Source organism: Rhizobium sp. PEPV16, from assembly GCF_008919455.1.
Taxonomy (GTDB): Bacteria; Pseudomonadota; Alphaproteobacteria; order Rhizobiales; family Rhizobiaceae; genus Rhizobium; species Rhizobium leguminosarum_Q.
Genome location: NZ_VSZV01000339.1, coordinates 58,250 through 74,841 on the forward strand (window position 1 = coordinate 58,250; position 16,592 = coordinate 74,841).

Genomic DNA, 16,592 nt, shown 5'->3' on the forward strand with positions numbered 1-16,592 from the left:
TTGCGCGCGACATGGCGCAGCACGATCCGGCTCCGCGACAGGCCCTTGGCCCGGGCGAAGAGCACGAAATCGAGCTTCCAGGCCTCGGCCATGCCGCTGCGCATCACCCGCAGGAACAAGGCGAGATAGATCAGCGCCAGAGCGCCGACCGGCAGAACCAGATGATCGGCGATATCGAGCGCGCGCGAAAATCCTGTCTTGCCGGAAGCGATCGTCTCGACGCCGGCGATCGGAAACCAGCGTAGCTTCACCGAAAAGGCGATGCTCAGGACCAGCCCAAGCCAGAAGCTCGGAATGGCATAGACGATCAGCGAGCCGATCGACAGCAGCCGATCCCGCAGACCGCCCGGCCGCGCCCCGGCGAGGATGCCGAGCGCCGAGCCGAGGCCGAAGGACAGCGCCGTCGCACTGCCCATCAGCAGCAGCGTATTGGGCAGGCGTTCGGCAATGAGCGCACCAACCGGCCGGCCGAAGGCGACCGACCAGCCGAGATCGAAGCGTGCGAGTGAGGAAAGATAGAGCCAGAGGCGCGCGAACATCGATTGGTCGAGGCCGTAGCTCTCGCGCAGCGACTGCCTAAGTGTGGCATCGCCGCCGCCGATCGAGCCGAGATAGGCGTCGACAGCATCGCCCGAGGCGGATTCAAGCAGGAAAAAGGTGAAGATCACCACGATCAACAGCACTGGAATGCTGCTGATCGCCCTGCGCCTCAGGAGGATGATTGCACGTCTCACGCCGGACAGGGCCTCTGGATGAGAATTGCCGCCAATCCTATCACGATTGCAGCACCGTATCGCCCCAGTTCGATACGGCCCAGCGCGGATTATCCGCGACGTTTTGCACGGTATCGCGCGCAACGGTGATGAACCCCCATTCCGCAATGTTGATCAGCGGCAGGTCGGCTGCGACGAGCTGCTGGAACTTGCGGTAGAGATCGGTGCGCGCCGTCGTGTCGACAGTCTCCGAGGCCTGCTTGATGATCTTGTCGAGCTCCGGATTGACGTAGCCGCCCTGATTGGAGAAGGGCACGCCGGCTGGCGTCCCGGACTGGACGAGAATGGTGGTGGAGATCGCCGGATCGCCACGGAAGACCGGCGGGCCGACGGCGAGGTCGAAGTCGTGGTCGGTATAGACTGCCTTCTGATGCGCGGCCGCATCGGCATTGACGATTTCGGCATTGATACCGATGACGGCGAGGGCCTGACGAAGGTAGTCGCCGAACTGGCGGGTCTCGTTGAAATAGGGTGCGGGGCGGAGCTTCAGCGTAAAGCGGTTGCCGTCCGGGCCTTGGCTGTATCCTGCCTTGTCGAGGATGTCGTTGGCCGCCGCCGGGTTGAAATCATAGGCCGCGACATCCGGCGTATAAAACTGCGGCGCATTCTTCGGCACCGGGCCGGTCGAGGCGGCGGCATAACCGAGGAAGATCGTGTCGACCACGAATTTCTTGTCGATCGCCTGGGCGATCGCCTGCCGCACCCTGAGATCGGCCAGTTCCTTGCGGCGATGATTGATCTCGACGACGAGCTGATAGGTCAGGGCCTCATAGCCCTTCGAGATCACCTTGATGCCGTCGACCTTGGAGATGCGGTCGAGATCGGCGAGCGGCACGGCCGAAAAGGCGGCAAGCTGGATTTCGTCTGCTTCGAGTGCTGCACCCGCCGACTCGCGATCGGGCAGCACGCGGAAGATGATCTCGTCGAGTTTCGGCTGCTCCTTGTCCCAGTAATTCTCATTGCGCGTCAGCCGGTAATATTCGCCGGGCTTGTGTTCGGCGAACTTGAAGGGCCCTGTGCCGACGAGCATGTTGTTGGCCGGGTTGGTGGCGATATCGGTGCCGTCGAAAATGTGCTTGGCAACGACGCTGGTGACAACGGGCAGGGCGTTGCGGATGAGCTGGAACGGCGTCGGCTTGGAGAAGCGGAAGATGGCGGTGTAATCATCGGGCGTATCGACGGCTTCGAGATTGGCGAAAACCAGGCGGCCCAGATTCTGCAGCGGCTTCCAGATGTTGAGCGCGGAGAAGGCGACATCGACCGAGGTGAACGGCTTGCCATCGTGCCAGGTGACGCCGTCGCGCAGCTTGAAGGTGACCGAAAGGCCGTCCGCCGAACCCTCCCAGGAGGTGGCGAGGCGCGGTGAAAGCCCGTCCTTGCCGTCGAACGACGCTTCGGCGAGCGGCTCGATCACCTTGCTGGCGACGAAGAAGACGCCGTTCGAGGCGACGATGGCAGGGTTGAGGTTCTTCGGCTCGGAATCGGCCGCAACGATCAGCCGGCCGCCGGCGGGCGCGGTCTGCGCGAGTGCCTGCCGGGCGAGGGCCGTCGAGACAAGCAGCAGGGCAGTGCCCTTGATCAGCGTCCGCCGCGAGATAGATGATATGGTCATGACCCCCTCCTGATCGGTGAAATTCTAGTGCCCATATTCGGGGCGAAATGCCAATTGTCATAGAGGTTAGATTCGAATGGTCGGGCTGGGCGAGATATTTTTTGTCACCCAGCCATTATTCGCTCAGCCGTTGGCCGCAACACGCGCGGGCGCGCCGAAGAGATTGCAATAAGCGGCACCCGGATGCGGCGCGACGAGCCGCGGCCCCGCTCCCCCGAGTTTTTCCCGCAGAGTGCCCCTGGCATATTCCGTCTTGTAGACGCCGCGCTTTTGCAGTTCCGGCACCAGCAGATTGACGGCATCCTCGAAACTCTCGGGCGTCACGGCATAGGCAAGATTGAAGCCGTCGACATCGGTGTCCTCGATCCATTCCTGCATCAGATCGGCGACTGTTTGCGGTGAGCCGACGAAAACAGGGCCGAAACCGCCGATGCCGACCCAATCGGCCATTTCGCGCACCGTCCATTCCTTGGTGGGATCGATGGTGGTGAAGGTTTCGACGGCCGATTGCACCGCATTGGTATGGCGGTGGCGCAGCACCTCGTCCGGCCCGAACTGGCCGAAATCGATGCCGGTCCAGCCGGAAATCAGCGTCAGCGCACCCTCGAAGGAGGCGTATTTGCGGTATTCGTTGAACTTCCGCTGTGCCTCCGCATCCGTTTCGCCGAGGATCACGGTCTGCAGGTTGAAGGCGAGGATTTCGCGCGGGTTGCGGCCGACGCGTTCGGCCGCCTCGCGGACATTAGCGACGTAACGCTTCAGCACGGGCTTCGACGGCGACGCGACGAAGATGCACTCGGCATGGGCGCCGGCGAAATCCTTGCCGCGGCTGGAAGCGCCGGCCTGGTAGAGCACCGGCGTGCGCTGCGGCGAGGGTTCGCTCAAGTGAATGCCGGGCACGTTGAAATGCTTGCCGGAATGGCGGATCGGGTGGACTTTTTCCGGATGGGTGAAGATACCGCTTTCCCGGTCGCGGACGACGGCGCCGTCCTCCCAGCTTCCCTCCCAGAGCTTGTAGCAGACCTCGAGATATTCCTCGGCGAGGTCGTAGCGATCGTCATGCTTGGTCTGCGCCGGCTGGCCGATATTGAGCGCACCGCTGTTGAGGTAGGAGGTGACGATATTCCAGCCGACACGCCCCTTGGTCAGATGGTCGAGCGTCGATATGCGGCGGGCGAAGGTGTAGGGGTGCTCGAAGGAGAGCGACGCCGTCAGGCCGAAGCCGAGATGTTCGGTCTCGTAGGCCATGGTTGGAATGAGCTGCAGCGGATCGTTGACCGGTACCTGCGCCGAATGGCGAAGTGCCGCATCGACATTGCCGTTCAGCACATCGTAGACGCCGAGCACGTCGGCGATGAACAGCCCGTCGAACCTGCCACGCTCCAGCGTCTTTGCCAGATGCACCCAGTAGTCGAGATCCTTGTAGGTTGAGGACTTGTCGCGCGGATGGCGCCAGAGCCCCGGCGACTGGTGTCCGACGCAATTCATGTCGAAGGCGTTCAGCCTGATTTCGCGGGTCATGTTTTCTTCCTTGGAATTAGGGATTGCTACGGCCGAGGCCGTAGGTGAGGGCGAGCGCGCCGACGAGCACGGCGCCCTTGACGAAATCCTGGGTGTAGTAGGGGGCGTTCAGCATGGTGAGGCCGTTCAGCAGCACGCCGACGAAGACCGCGCCGGCAATGGTGCCGAGCACGTTTGGGCGGCGCAGGTTGAAGACGGCAAAGCCGATCAGTGCTGCGGCGACCGAATCCATCAGCAGCGAGCCGCCGGACGAGATATCACCACGCCCGACGCGGGCGGCGATGACAATGCCGCCGAGCGATGCCAGCGTGCCCGATAGCACATAGGCGAGCGTCTTCAGCCGCACCGTCGAGGCGCCGGCAAGCCGGGTCGCGATCTCGTTGCCGCCGGTCGCAAACAGCAGCCGGCCGATGCGGGTGCGTTCGGTGAGAATGAAGAGTGCGATGGCGACCACCGCCATCAGCACCACCGAAACGGGAAGGGTGCCGAGGATGCTGTAGCGGCCGATCAGCAGGAAGGCGGGGTCGTAGGCGCCGGTCGCCTTCGAGCCGTCAGGCAGGGTGAGGCCGGCCGAAATCGATCGGCCGGCGGTCGGGATCAGCTGCAGGCCGGAAAGCAGGAACATCATCGCCAGCGTCGCCAACAGATCCGGCACCTTCAGGCGGACGATGAGGAAGGCGTTGACGAGGCCGATCAGGGCGCCGAAGGCGAGCACCAGCGGCACCGTCGCATAGGCATCAAGGTGCCAGACGATCATCGCATAACTCGCCGCCATCACGCTCGATGCGGCGACCGCGCCGATCGACAAGTCGAAACCGCCGACCGCCAGCGTGACGGTGACGCCGGCGCCGAGAATGGCGACGACGGACACCGCCTGCAGGATGCTCATCAGATTGGCGATATTGATGAAAGCGGGCTCGGCGACGGTGAAACCGACGACGAGCAGTGCCAACAGGATGAACACTGCGCCTGCCCGGAGGAACGCCCCGAGTGCTGCAAGAAGACCGCTATCGGCTTGCGGCGATGCCTTTGGCCGGACGCTTGTCTGTGGAAGAGTGTCGTCATCGATCGTCGTCATGCGGATATTCCCTGAATAGCGGAAGGAGTGGCAATTCCGCCTGCCGCGGGCTTCAACACGTGGCGGTCGATGACGAGGATGCGGTCGGCCACCTCATAGGCCTCCTCCGGGTCGGAGGTCGCAATCAGCGTCGCCCGGTCGCTGCGGGCGCGGATTGCCCGGATGATGTCATGACGGGCGCCGACGTCGACACCCTGGAAAGGTTCGTCGAGCAGCAGCAAACGGCTCGGTTCCACCTCCCAGCGGGCGATCACCGCCTTCTGCTGGTTGCCGCCGGACAATGACCAGACCGAGGCGAGCGGACTTGCGGCCTTGATGCCGAGACGAGTGATCGCCTGTTCGGCCTCGCGTCGTTCACGGCCGCCGACAAGGAAACCGCGCGGATACCATTTGCCAAGATGCGGCAGGCTGATCGTCGCCGACAGCGAATGGCCGGGCCATGCCGGTGGCATCAGCGAGGAACGATGACGGTCTTCGGCCGCCATCGCGACACCTGATGCAATCGCTTCGGCCGGACCTTTTGGCCGGTAGGGCCGACCGCCGAGGAACATCGCACCACCGGCAAGCGCCGTCACGCCGAAGATCGCCGACAGCAGCCGGCTCTTGCCGGCGCCGAGCACACCGGTCACCGCCACCACCTCGCCCTCATGCAATGACAGATCGAAGGAGGCGGCTTCCGAGAGCAGGCGGGCATCGCGCATCTTGAAAATCACTGGTCCGGTCGCAGGCCGCGCATCCGGCCGAGCCGCATCCAGTCTGCGGCCGATCATCGTCTCGATGGCGCTCGAAAAATCGATCGGCCGTGAGAAGGTGCCGACGACGCGGCCGCCGCGCATGACGAGCGCGCGGTCGGCGATGGCTTCGAGATCGGCGGTACGGTGCGAGATATAGAGGATCGCCAGTCCGCGCTTGCGAAGCCTCAGCAGAATATCGAAGAGGCGGCGGCTTTCCTCTCCGGAGAGGCTCGCCGTCGGCTCGTCGAGAATGAGGAGATCGGCGCGGTTGGCAAGCGCCCGCGCAATCGCCACCAGTTGCCGGTCGGCGCTGGCGAGTTCGCCGAAATCGCGGTCGAGCGGCAGGGTGAAGCCGGCGGCGTCGAGCATGGACTGCGCGGCACGGCGAATGCCGGCGCGCGAGACGAAGAAGGGTGTGCTGCGATCGGCAAACCGGTTGAGCAGCAGGGCATCGGCAACCGTCAGACCGGCCGCGCCGACGAGATCCGTCGACTGATGCACCGTGACGACACCGGCCCTTGCCGCTTCGGCCGGGCTGCGCGGCGCAAAGACGCGGCCATCGAGGCTGACCATGCCGCCATCGGCCGGAAGCACGCCGGAAAGGATCTTGACCAGCGTCGATTTGCCCGCGCCGTTTGCGCCCATCACCGCCACGATCTCGCCGCGTTCCATAGAAAAATCAGCGCCGGCAAGCGCCCGCGTCGACCCAAAACTGCGGGTGATATTTTCAATGTGAAGAAGCGGCATCGATAGTGTCCAGGACTGCATTCGAAGCCGGAGTGTGCCCCGTCCGGGCGGTCGAACTCCAGGCACGCCTTTCCCTCACAAACTGTCCTCGGGAAACAAAGAATCTCCTGCAGCCCGTAAAATCGGATCATTTACTCTACTAAAAACATAGAGATTATATCTAAATAATCCGACGTGTCGCAAGGGCTGTCAGACCTGTCAGACGACGCTCCCGATTGCTAAAAGGAACGCGACGATGAAATCCCTCGCACGGCTCGCACTGTCTGCCGCCGTCATTCCGTTCATTTTCATTCAAGGCGCAAAAGCCGACGGCCTGTCCGGCGCTCCGGCCCCCTTCGACAAGGGTGGCGTCAAGGTGGCTCTGATCAGCTACATCTCGGCCGGTGATTTCTTCCAGGCCTACCAGGCGGGGGCTGAAGCCCAGGCCAAGGCGCTGGCTATCGACCTGCGCATCTTCCCCGGCCGGCAGGATGCCGCCGAGCAGCGCGAGCAGATCCTGCAGGCGATCAATCTCGGCGTCTCCGGCATCGTCATCGACCACGGTCTGCCGGAATCGCTCGGCGACGTCGTGCAGCAGGCGCTCGACAAGGGCATCAAGGTCGTGGCCTTCGACGTCAACCTTAACAACCCCAAGATCCCGCAGGTGGAGCAGAGCGATCACGAACTCGCATCATTGGCGCTTGAACAGGTGGTGAAGGACAACGGCAACAGCTTCAACGCCGGTTATGTCTATGTCGCCGGCTTTGCGCCGCTCGACCGCCGCAACGAGGTCTGGGACAAGTTCAAGTCGGACAATAAAGGCGTGGTCGAAAAGGCCCGCTTCGGCAATGTCAGCGACACGACGGCGACCTCGACCGCCGACCAGGCGAAGGCCGTGCTGACCGCCAATCCCGATATTTCAGTCGTCTTCGCCCCCTATGACGAATTCGCCCGCGGCGTGAAGCTTGCCGCCAACGACCTCGGCATTGCAAACAAGCTCAAGATCTATTCGGCCGACGTCTCGACGGCCGATATCCAGGAAATCACCGAGGAAGGCAGCCCTTGGGTTGCGACCGTCGCGACCAATCCGGCCGTCGTCGGCGCCGTCTCCATTCGCGCCGCAGCACTCGAAATCGCCGGGCAGACGGTTCCCCACCAAATCACCGTGAAGCCGACGCTTCTGACGCAGGAAAGCCTGCGCGCAGCCGGCGTCAAGACGATCGAGGAACTGGCCGAAAAGATCCCGGCCTTCAGCACGAGCGATGCTGCGACCGCCAGCTGGATCCCGGACAAGCTGTTCTGAGACTACGCACTTCGATCCTTCCGGCGGAAGCCTCTGCGGCTTCCGCCGGATCATCTTTTTGGAGAATTGGAGTTCCGCCCATGAGCCAATCCAATGTCATCTTTGCGGCCAGCCGCAACCCGACGCGCGAAGACCTCTTTGCCCGTGCCGGGGAGATCTCTGCCGACCTGTCGCGGCGCGCCGCAGACCTCGACCGCGAAGGCCGTCCGCCGCTCGCCGAGATCGTAAAATTGAAGAATGCCGGGCTGCTCAATGCGCTGCATCCCACGCAAATCGGCGGCGGTGGTCTCGACTGGGTCGAGGGGCTGGGGCTGGTGCGCATTCTCGCCCGTGGCGAGAGCTCGATCGGCCAGCTGCTCGGCTACCACTACGTCAACAGCCAGTACATCTATTGGGCCCTCGATGCGGCGCGCGCCCATGCGCTGGGCAGCGATACTGTCGCCAGGAACCTCTATTGGGGTGCAGCCGTCAACCCGCGCGATCCCGGGCTGGTGCTCACCCGTCGGGGCAATGGCTATGTGCTGAACGGACGCAAGTCCTTCTCAACGGCGGCGCGGGTTTCCGATTACATCAATGCCAATGCGGCGCTCGACGACAAGATCGCCGGCTTCGCCGTGCCGACCAATCGTCCAGGCTACGTCACCAATGACGACTGGGACAATATTGGCCAGCGCCTGTCGGACAGCGGCAGCGTCGAGTTCCGCGACTTTCCCGTCTACGAGGAGGATTTCGTCGGCGCGCCGGCTGCACCCGACGCAGCACCGCCGGTGCTATCGACCTTCAATACGCCGTTCATCCAGCTGGTCTTCGTCAATTTCTATCTCGGCACAGCGGAAGGCGCGCTGCATGCGGCCGTCGATTACGTCCGCAACACGACTCGGCCGTGGATCACCTCGGGTGTCGAGCGGGCGGCGGATGATCCTTATATCCTCGAACGCGTCGGCGAATTCACCGCCGCACTGAAGGCTTCGGCGGCCCTTGCCGACAGTGCCGCAGCCGCCGTGCAGGCGGGCCTTGCCCGCGGCCGCGACGTCACCGCGCGTGAGCGCGGCGAGGCGGCGGCGGAAGCCTATGCCGCCAAGGTCCACGCCACCCATGTCTCGCTCGACATCACCTCACGCGTCTTCGAGCTGACGGGCGCTCGCTCGACGGCCGACAAATACCGTTTCGACCGGTTCTGGCGCAATGTCCGCACTCACACGCTGCACGATCCTGTCTTCTACAAGGCGAAGGAAGTCGGTGAATTCGTGCTGAACGACAGAATACCCGAGGTCAGCCTCTACAGCTGAGGCGACCACTCTTCCATCGAAAAACGAAAGTCCCATTGCCGGCATGGGCAATGGGACTTTTCCTTGGGAGGAATGGAAGTTTCAGAGCGCGCCGTTCTTCGGCGGCGTTACGCCGTTCAGATGGTAGTTGCCGACGACGTGATATTTCCAACGAACGGGATCGTGCAGCGTATGGGTGCGGGCATTGCGCCAGTGGCGGTCGAGATTGAGACCTGTTTGTACCGACGAGGTTCCGGCAAGCTCGAAAAGCGTGTTCGAGGCCTCGAGAGCCACTTCGGTCGTCAGCACCTTCGCAGCGGCAACCGCAAGCGTCGCCGCGATCACCTTTTCCTCCGTCGTCTCGACCTGCGCGGCATCGACCTTGTGCCCGGCGCGCTCCACGAGAGCCGTTGCGGCTTCCAGCCGAATGGCGATCTGGCCGACCTTGGCGATCGTCAGCGGATCGTCTGAGGCACGCTCAAGGCCGCTATCCATCCAGGGGCGCGATTTCGTCCTGACGAAATCCAGCGTTTCGGCAAAGGCCGCCCGTGCGATACCGAGATCGACGCCGGCATGGATGATCTGACCAACGGAGCCAATCGTCGTCGGCCGCTCGAAGCCCTTGTGATGGAAGACCACGGAATCGGCGCTGACATAGACATTGTCGAGGATCGTCGTGCCGCTGCCGGTGGTGCGCTGGCCAAAGCCGTCCCAGTCGTCGACGATCTCGACGCCTTCGGTGCCCTTCGGCACGAAGGCCATGGTCAGCCGATCCTCCGGATCGAGCGCGAAGATGGTGATCCAGTCGGCGAAGAGGACGCCGGTCGAATAGAATTTGCGGCCGTTGATCCGGTAACCCGGGCCGTCGCGGGTGATGCGCGTATTGTAGTGGCCGACCGTCTTGGTGCCGCGCTCGGATAACGCATTGCCGAAACGATCGCCGGCCAGCACCCGGCCGAAGAAATAACGCTGCTGCTCCTCGCCGCCGTCGGTTCTAAGCGCCTCGAGAATATAGAAATGGTTTTGCGGGATCTGACCGATCGAGCCATCCGCCTCCGACAGGATCGCGGTGATCTCGGCAAGCACGGCGTTGGAGACGTCGAGGCCGCCATATTGCGCCGGCACGGTGATCGCCAGAAGGCCGGACTGGGCGAGAAGATCGAGTTCGCTAAAAGGCAGGATCCTGTCGGCATCGCGCTCGGCGGCGCGTGCGGCAAATTGGGCCGCCAGTCTACGGGCAGTCGCGATCGCCTCCTCGTCGCTGCCGATACGGTCGGCCACGGGCCGGATCTGGTCTGCTTGCCTCAGCACGGTGTTCATCGATGTCTCCATTTCTGACGGCCCTATCGGTGAAAGAAATCGCGCGCCGAGATAAGAGTACAAATTCTATAGATGTGGTAGAAAATAAAAAGTGTTTGCTTATCGGCTTCTGGCTGCCGCGATTAGTGTCTCAGTCGAGCGGTTCTGCGAAAACGTGGCCGGAAAAACGCCGAAATCCCTACCGGAAATTAGCGGAGTCGGCCTCGATTTGAATTCGTCGAGTTCCTACGTAACCGATATCCGATGCGTCGCTGCAGCGGCTTCAGACAGAACGCCCAATGCGGGGCAGGCGGCCGCCTTGCCCGATCCATGAGGAAAGTCATGACCCCACGGCAGTTGCGCCTCGGCGCCTTCATGCGTCCCGTTAGCCTGCATACCGGTGCCTGGCGCTATCCCGGTTCTTATCCTGACGCCAATTTCAATTTCGCCCGTCTGAAGTCCTTCGCGCAGGCGCTGGAGCGGGCGAAATTCGACGCCTTCTTCATGGCCGATCACCTTGCCGTGCTCAACATGCCGGTCGAGGCGCTGAGGCGCAGCCACACCGTGACCTCCTTCGAGCCCTTCACGCTACTGTCGGCGTTGGCGGCGGTGACGGAGCGCATCGGCCTCGTCGCGACAGCGTCCACCACCTTCGACGAGCCCTATCACATCGCCCGGCGTTTCGCCTCGCTCGACCATATCAGCGGCGGCCGCGCCGGCTGGAACATCGTCACGACGTCCAACCCCGACGCCGCGCTCAATTTCGGCCTCGACGAACATATGGAGCATGGCGAGCGTTATCATCGCGCCCGCGAGTTCTACGATGTGGTGACGGGGCTCTGGGACAGCTTCGCCGACGATGCCTTTATCCGCGACCGGGAAAGCGGCCTGTTCTTCGATCCGGACAAGATGCATGTGCTCGGCCACAAGGGCGAGGAACTGAGCGTGCGCGGGCCGCTCAATATCGCCCGGCCACCGCAGGGCTGGCCCGTCATCGTCCAGGCCGGCCAGTCGGACCCCGGCCGCCAGCTTGCCGCTGAGACCGCCGAGATGGTCTTCTGTTCGCCGCGCGATCTCGCCGCGGGCAGGGCGCTCTATGCCGATATCAAGGGTCGCATGGAAGCCCTCGGCCGCAACCGTGACCATCTGAAGATCCTGCCCGCCGCCTTCATCATCGTCGGCGACAGCATCGACGAGGCACGCGCCAAACGCGCCACACTCGACAGCCTGGTGCATTACGACAGCGCCATCGCTTCGCTTTCGATCGCGCTCGGCCATGACGCGTCCGGCTTCGATCCCGACGCGCCGCTGCCATCAGACATTCCCGACACCAATGCCAGCAAGACCGGCCGCGCCCAGGTGCTGAAGCTTGCGGCGGAGGAAAATCTGACGGTGCGCCAGCTGGCGCAGCGCTATGGCGGCTATGCCGGCCTTGCCTTCGTCGGCACGCCGGCAAGCATCGCCGACGAGATGGAACGCTGGCTTGATGAGGAAGGCTCGGATGGTTTCAACGTCGTCTTCCCCTATCTGCCGCAGGGTCTCCTCGACGTCACCGACCGGCTGGTTCCCGAGCTGCAGCGCCGCGGTCTGTTCCGCAGCGAATATCAGGGCACGACGCTGCGCGAACATCTCGGATTGCCGCGGCCGGAGAACCGGTTCTTTGCATCAGGTGCATGAGGGGGTTCGCTTCTGCATTCCGGAAGCAAACCGATACCGCTCAGGCCATGACCCCAACCCGAAACGCGTCGCTTTCACCCGCCATCAGTTCGAGCGGCCAGATGATGTTGCCCCCATCGCCTGGATAGAACTCCCGATAGATCGGCATGTTGGCGAGAAGCATCCGGCCGAGCGCTACACCGAGATCGTAGAGCGAGATGCGGAAGCAGCTCAGCGACGGCTGCAGGAACCGTGCGCGCGGAGCGTCGCGGAAGCCGATCACCGCAAGGTCGCGGCCGGGCATGACGCCCGATTCCATCAGGCGGCGGTAAAGGCCGATCGCCATCAGCTCGTAGATCAGGATCACCGCCGTCGGCCGCTCTTCGAGCAGCAGCAACTCATGGGCCGCCTGATATCCGCCCTGTTCGCTCGACCTGACGCGGATGACGAGCGACGGATCGAAAGGAATATCGTGCCGCTCGAGCGCCCGGCGATAGCTTTCGATAAAGAGATAGCCGAGGTTGGCCTCGCTCGACGGCGCGGTGATCGCGATCCGGCGGTGGCCCAGCGCGATCAGCCGCTCGACGGCATGGTCGGCCACGCCCTCGAAATCGAGATCGATCCATGGAAAATTGCTGGCCGAAAGGCTGCGGCCGAGCGCGACGAAGGGAATCTTCGCCCGTGAGAGAAAGTCGATGCGCCGGTCGACGCGCTGCGTGTCCGAGATGATCATCGCATCGACGATGCGCCGCGCCACCATCCGCTTCAGATATTCGTGCGGGTCCTCGTCGCTCGGGCAGGGCAACATGAGGAGGTCGAGCTTGTGGCGGGCAAAGACGCTCTGCAGGCCGCTGGTGACACCGAGGAAGAAGTTGTCGGCGTTCTCGACCGTCTCCTTGCTGGATTCGATCATCAACCCGATGACCTTCGTCTCCCCCTGCCTCAGGCTCCGTCCAGACTGGTTGGCGACATAGCCGAGTTCCTCGGCCGCCGCCAGCACGCGCCGGCGGGTTTCCTGATTGACATCGGGCTTGCCGTTCAGCGCGCGGGAGACCGTGCCGATCGAGATATTCAAGTGTTCGGCAAGCTGGCGAATCCCCTTCATCGCTGACGATTTTCCCCGGAGGATGATGCCGAAAAGTGTGCGCGGTTTTCGGACGACATCATGCTCCTTTTCTATAATTCAGATCCGTCCGGATCTGGGCCCGTAATTTCCCATTTGGCGTCTATTGACACCGCAAAATGTTTTCGCCTACAGTCGTAAACGTTTACGGAGTGCGTGTCACGAGGAGAGTTGACACCGTTCCCCTGGAGGAAATCGTGAAATTCAGTGCCATTCTGTGCGGGTGCGGAGCTATGTCCAAAGGTTGGTTGCGCGCCATCGCTTCCAATCCTCTGCTGGCCGACTCCATCACCATCGTCGGCCTCGTCGACCTGAACCGGGAGACGGCGGAAAAGCTTGCCGCGGAATTCGGCCTTGATGGCGCCGTCATCGGTTCGGACCTGTCCGACGTCATCGCGGCCACGAAGGCCGACCTGGTCTTCGACATCGTCATTCCGGCTGCGCGCTACGACGTCGTTTCCACCGCACTCAAGGCCGGCTGCCATGTGCTCAGCGAAAAGCCGATGGCGGCCTCGCTTGCCGAGGGTGCCGCGCTGGTCGATCTTGCCGCCGAGACCGGCCGCATCCACGCCGTCATCCAGAACCGCCGCTTCATATCAGGCGTCAGGCGCCTTCGCCGCTTCGTCGAAAGCGGCGCGATCGGCGAACTCACCGGCATCCATTGCGACTTCTTCCTGGCGCCGCATTTCGGCGGCTTCCGCGAAGAGATGGACAACGTCCTGCTTCTCGACATGGCGATCCACACTTTCGATGCGGCCCGCTACGTCGCCGACAGGAAGCCGCTTGCCGTCTATTGCGTCGAGCGCAATCCGAAGGGTTCGTGGTACCGGCACGGCGCCTCGGCCAATGCCATCTTCGAATTTTCCGACGACATCGTCTTCACCTATCGCGGCTCCTGGTGCGCCGAGGGCGAGCGCACCAGCTGGGAAAGCCAGTGGCGCCTCGTCGGCTCGAAGGGAATGCTCACCTGGAATGGGGAAGAGAGTTTCAAGGCGACCATCGCCGGTGAAGAGCCCGGCCTTTTGCGTGGGCACGCTGCCGTAAACGTTCCCGGTCCGGAGCATGACGAGGAGACCCATGGTCACGCCAGCGTCATCGCCGACTTCATCGCGGCGATCGGCACCGGCAAACGGCCCGAGACGGTCAATTCCGACAATATCCGAAGCCTTGCCATGGTCTTCGGCGCGATCGAAAGCGCCAAGACGGGCAGGCGCGTCGAAATTTCAGCATAGGATGACGTGACGTGAGCAACCCTGCAAAATCCATTCGTATCGGCACCATGGTCAGCGGCAACAAGGGCGATGCCGCAACCCGCATCGGCGAGATCGCCGGCATGGGCTTCGAAAGCTTCGAACCCTTCTTCTGGCAGACGACCAAGGGCCAGGACCTTGCCGAACTCGGCAAGCGCTGCCTCGATGCGATCGGCGACCGCGACATCACCATCTCGACGCTCGGCATGTTCGGCAATCCGCTGGAAGAGACCGCGATCGACCTCGAGACGCTGCAGGGCTGGAAGGACTGCATCGACAATGCTCATCACTTCGGCGCCACCTGCGTTGCCGGCTTCACCGGCCGCATCCGCGGCAAGCCGCTGACCGACAGCCTGCCTCGCTACAAGCAGATCTGGAGCGAGCTTGCCAAGCGCGCCGCCGACAAGGGCATCAAGATCGCTTTCGAGAATTGCGCCATGGACGGCAACTGGGCGACCGGCGACTGGAATATCGCGCATAATCCCGACGCCTGGGAACTGATGTTCAACGAGACGCCTGACGATAATATCGGGCTGGAGTGGGAGCCGTGCCATCAGATGGTCTATCTGATCGACCCTTTGCCGCAGATCCGCAAATGGGCGCATAAGTTCTTCCACGTCCACGGCAAGGACGCGACCATCCGCTGGGAGGTCATCAAGGAACACGGCATCTTCGGCAAGGAGAAGTTCGTCTTCATGCGCACGCCGGGCTTCGGCGACAGCAACTGGACCGACATCATTTCCGAGCTGCGCCTTGCCGGCTGGTCGGGCTCCATCGATATCGAAGGCTGGCACGACCCGGTCTATCGCGACGCGCTTGAAATGACCGGCCAGGTCTATGCGCTCAACCACCTCAAGCATGCCCGGGGCGGCGAATTCGTCGTCGATCCGGTCTGATGATATCGTGGCCGGCAAAGAGGAATTGCCGGAAACGGGGATAACCACAAAGGAGGAGAACCATGGCTATCCGCAAATATGCAATTCTGGGCGCTCTGGCGCTTGCAGGCATCTCGCTCACCGGCCTTTCGGCCAGGGCCGAAGACGTCACGCTGACGCTCTGGTCGCTGGACAGGGACATCCAGCCGGCGCCGAACCTCGTCAAGGAGTTCAACGCCCAGAACAACGGCATCAAGATCGAATACCGGCTGATCCAGTTCGACGACGTCGTCACCGAGGCCATGCGCGCCTATGCAACCGGCCAGGCGCCCGACATCATCGCCGTCGACAATCCGGAGCATGCGCTGTTCTCGTCGCGCGGCGCCTTCCTCGACCTCACCGACATGATCTCCAAGTCGACGGTCATCAAGCCGGCAAACTATTTCCCCGGACCGCTGAAATCCGTGGAGTGGGACGGCAAGTATTTTGGCGTGCCGAAGGCGACGAACACGATCGCGCTCTACTACAACAAGGACATGTTCAAGGCGAAGGGCCTCGATCCGAACAAGCCACCGCAGACCTGGGACGAGCTCGTCGAGGATGCGCGCAAGCTGACCGACCCTGCCAAGAACGTCTACGGTCTCGCCTTCTCGGCCAAGGCCAATGAGGAAGGCACCTTCCAGTTCCTTCCCTGGGCTCAGATGGGCGGCGGCAGCTATGAGAACATCAATGCCGAAGGCGCGGTGAAGGCGCTTGAGGTCTGGAAGACAATCATGGACGAGAAGCTCGCTTCTCCGGATACGCTGACGCGCGGCCAGTGGGATTCGACCGGCACCTTCAACTCGGGCAATGCGGCAATGGCGATCTCGGGTCCGTGGGAGCTCGACCGCATGAGCCAGGAAGCGAAGTTCGACTGGGGCGTCACATTGCTTCCGGTTCCCAAGGAAGGCGCTGAACGCTCCTCGGCCATGGGCGACTTCAACTGGGCGATCTTCTCCACCAGCAAACATCCGGCCGAAGCCTTCAAGGCGCTCGAATATTTCGCCTCGCAAGACGACAAGATGTTCAAGAATTTCGGCCAGCTTCCGGCGCGCTCCGACATTTCGATCCCGGAAACCGGCCAGCCGCTGAAGGATGCCGCCCTCAAGGTCTTCCTTGAACAGCTGAAATACGCCAAGCCGCGCGGCCCGCATCCGCAATGGCCGAAGATCTCCAAGGCGATCCAGGACGCTATCCAGGCAGCACTGACCGGCCAGATGAGCCCGAAGGACGCGCTCGACCAGGCAGCCGACAAGATCAAGGCAGTATTAGGCTAGTTGGCGTCGAGCCAGCTCTTGCTCCCTCTTCTCCCCAGCGGGAGAAGATGCCCAAAGG

At 62.8% G+C, this 16,592-nt stretch carries 13 protein-coding genes; 6 read left to right on the forward strand and 7 right to left on the reverse strand.

Annotation, left to right across the window (positions count from 1 at the left end):
- From FY112_RS25870 to FY112_RS25890, 5 genes are all read right to left on the reverse strand, one after another.
- The coding region (locus FY112_RS25870) for an ABC transporter permease (RefSeq protein WP_246700746.1) at window positions 1-734 on the reverse strand (734 nt) is incomplete at its 3' end.
- Between the two features lie 40 nt (window positions 735-774).
- On the reverse strand, window positions 775-2,385 hold the full coding sequence (locus tag FY112_RS25875) for an ABC transporter substrate-binding protein (protein ID WP_151519599.1): 1,611 nt from the start codon (window positions 2,383-2,385) through the stop codon (window positions 775-777).
- Window positions 2,386-2,508: 123 nt separating this feature from the next.
- On the reverse strand, window positions 2,509-3,906 hold the full coding sequence (locus FY112_RS25880) for an LLM class flavin-dependent oxidoreductase (RefSeq protein ID WP_131629839.1): 1,398 nt from the start codon (window positions 3,904-3,906) through the stop codon (window positions 2,509-2,511).
- A 16-nt stretch (window positions 3,907-3,922) separates the two neighbouring features.
- The gene (locus FY112_RS25885; RefSeq protein ID WP_151519600.1) at window positions 3,923-4,984 is read right to left on the reverse strand and encodes an ABC transporter permease; all 1,062 of its coding nucleotides are present in this window, start codon (window positions 4,982-4,984) and stop codon (window positions 3,923-3,925) included.
- A complete protein-coding gene (locus FY112_RS25890) occupies window positions 4,981-6,465 on the reverse strand; it encodes a sugar ABC transporter ATP-binding protein (RefSeq protein ID WP_131629837.1) in 1,485 nt (494 codons plus the stop codon). The genes FY112_RS25885 and FY112_RS25890 overlap by 4 nt, the downstream gene beginning before the upstream one ends.
- A 235-nt stretch (window positions 6,466-6,700) precedes the next feature.
- Here FY112_RS25890 and FY112_RS25895 point away from each other — a divergent pair, with 235 nt between their 5' ends.
- Both FY112_RS25895 and FY112_RS25900 read left to right on the forward strand, forming a co-directional pair.
- On the forward strand, window positions 6,701-7,747 hold the full coding sequence (locus FY112_RS25895; protein WP_017957459.1) for a substrate-binding domain-containing protein: 1,047 nt from the start codon (window positions 6,701-6,703) through the stop codon (window positions 7,745-7,747).
- A gap of 80 nt (window positions 7,748-7,827) precedes the next feature.
- The gene (locus FY112_RS25900) at window positions 7,828-9,036 is read left to right on the forward strand and encodes an acyl-CoA dehydrogenase family protein (protein ID WP_151519601.1); all 1,209 of its coding nucleotides are present in this window, start codon (window positions 7,828-7,830) and stop codon (window positions 9,034-9,036) included.
- A gap of 81 nt (window positions 9,037-9,117) precedes the next feature.
- Here the strand turns inward: FY112_RS25900 and FY112_RS25905 are convergent, their stop codons facing one another.
- Window positions 9,118-10,335 (reverse strand): SfnB family sulfur acquisition oxidoreductase, encoded by a 1,218-nt coding sequence (locus FY112_RS25905; RefSeq protein WP_131621700.1) that lies wholly within the window; start codon window positions 10,333-10,335, stop codon window positions 9,118-9,120.
- Window positions 10,336-10,656: 321 nt separating this feature from the next.
- Between FY112_RS25905 and FY112_RS25915 the strand changes: the two genes are divergently transcribed.
- Entirely contained in the window at window positions 10,657-11,991 is a 1,335-nt protein-coding gene (locus FY112_RS25915; protein WP_151519602.1) for an LLM class flavin-dependent oxidoreductase, read from the forward strand.
- Window positions 11,992-12,031: 40 nt separating this feature from the next.
- On the opposite strand, the gene FY112_RS25920 is transcribed toward FY112_RS25915, so the two are convergent.
- Window positions 12,032-13,075 (reverse strand): substrate-binding domain-containing protein, encoded by a 1,044-nt coding sequence (locus FY112_RS25920; protein WP_017957463.1) that lies wholly within the window; start codon window positions 13,073-13,075, stop codon window positions 12,032-12,034.
- Between the two features lie 215 nt (window positions 13,076-13,290).
- Here FY112_RS25920 and FY112_RS25925 point away from each other — a divergent pair, with 215 nt between their 5' ends.
- The 3 genes from FY112_RS25925 (at window position 13,291) to FY112_RS25935 (ending at window position 16,534) form a co-directional block, all read left to right on the forward strand.
- Window positions 13,291-14,325, forward strand: coding sequence for a Gfo/Idh/MocA family oxidoreductase (locus tag FY112_RS25925; protein WP_017957464.1), 1,035 nt, complete (start codon window positions 13,291-13,293; stop codon window positions 14,323-14,325).
- A gap of 11 nt (window positions 14,326-14,336) precedes the next feature.
- The gene (locus FY112_RS25930; protein WP_017957465.1) at window positions 14,337-15,239 is read left to right on the forward strand and encodes a sugar phosphate isomerase/epimerase; all 903 of its coding nucleotides are present in this window, start codon (window positions 14,337-14,339) and stop codon (window positions 15,237-15,239) included.
- Between the two features lie 62 nt (window positions 15,240-15,301).
- Entirely contained in the window at window positions 15,302-16,534 is a 1,233-nt protein-coding gene (locus FY112_RS25935; protein WP_017957466.1) for a sugar ABC transporter substrate-binding protein, read from the forward strand.
- The last annotated feature ends 58 nt before the right edge of the window (window positions 16,535-16,592 follow it).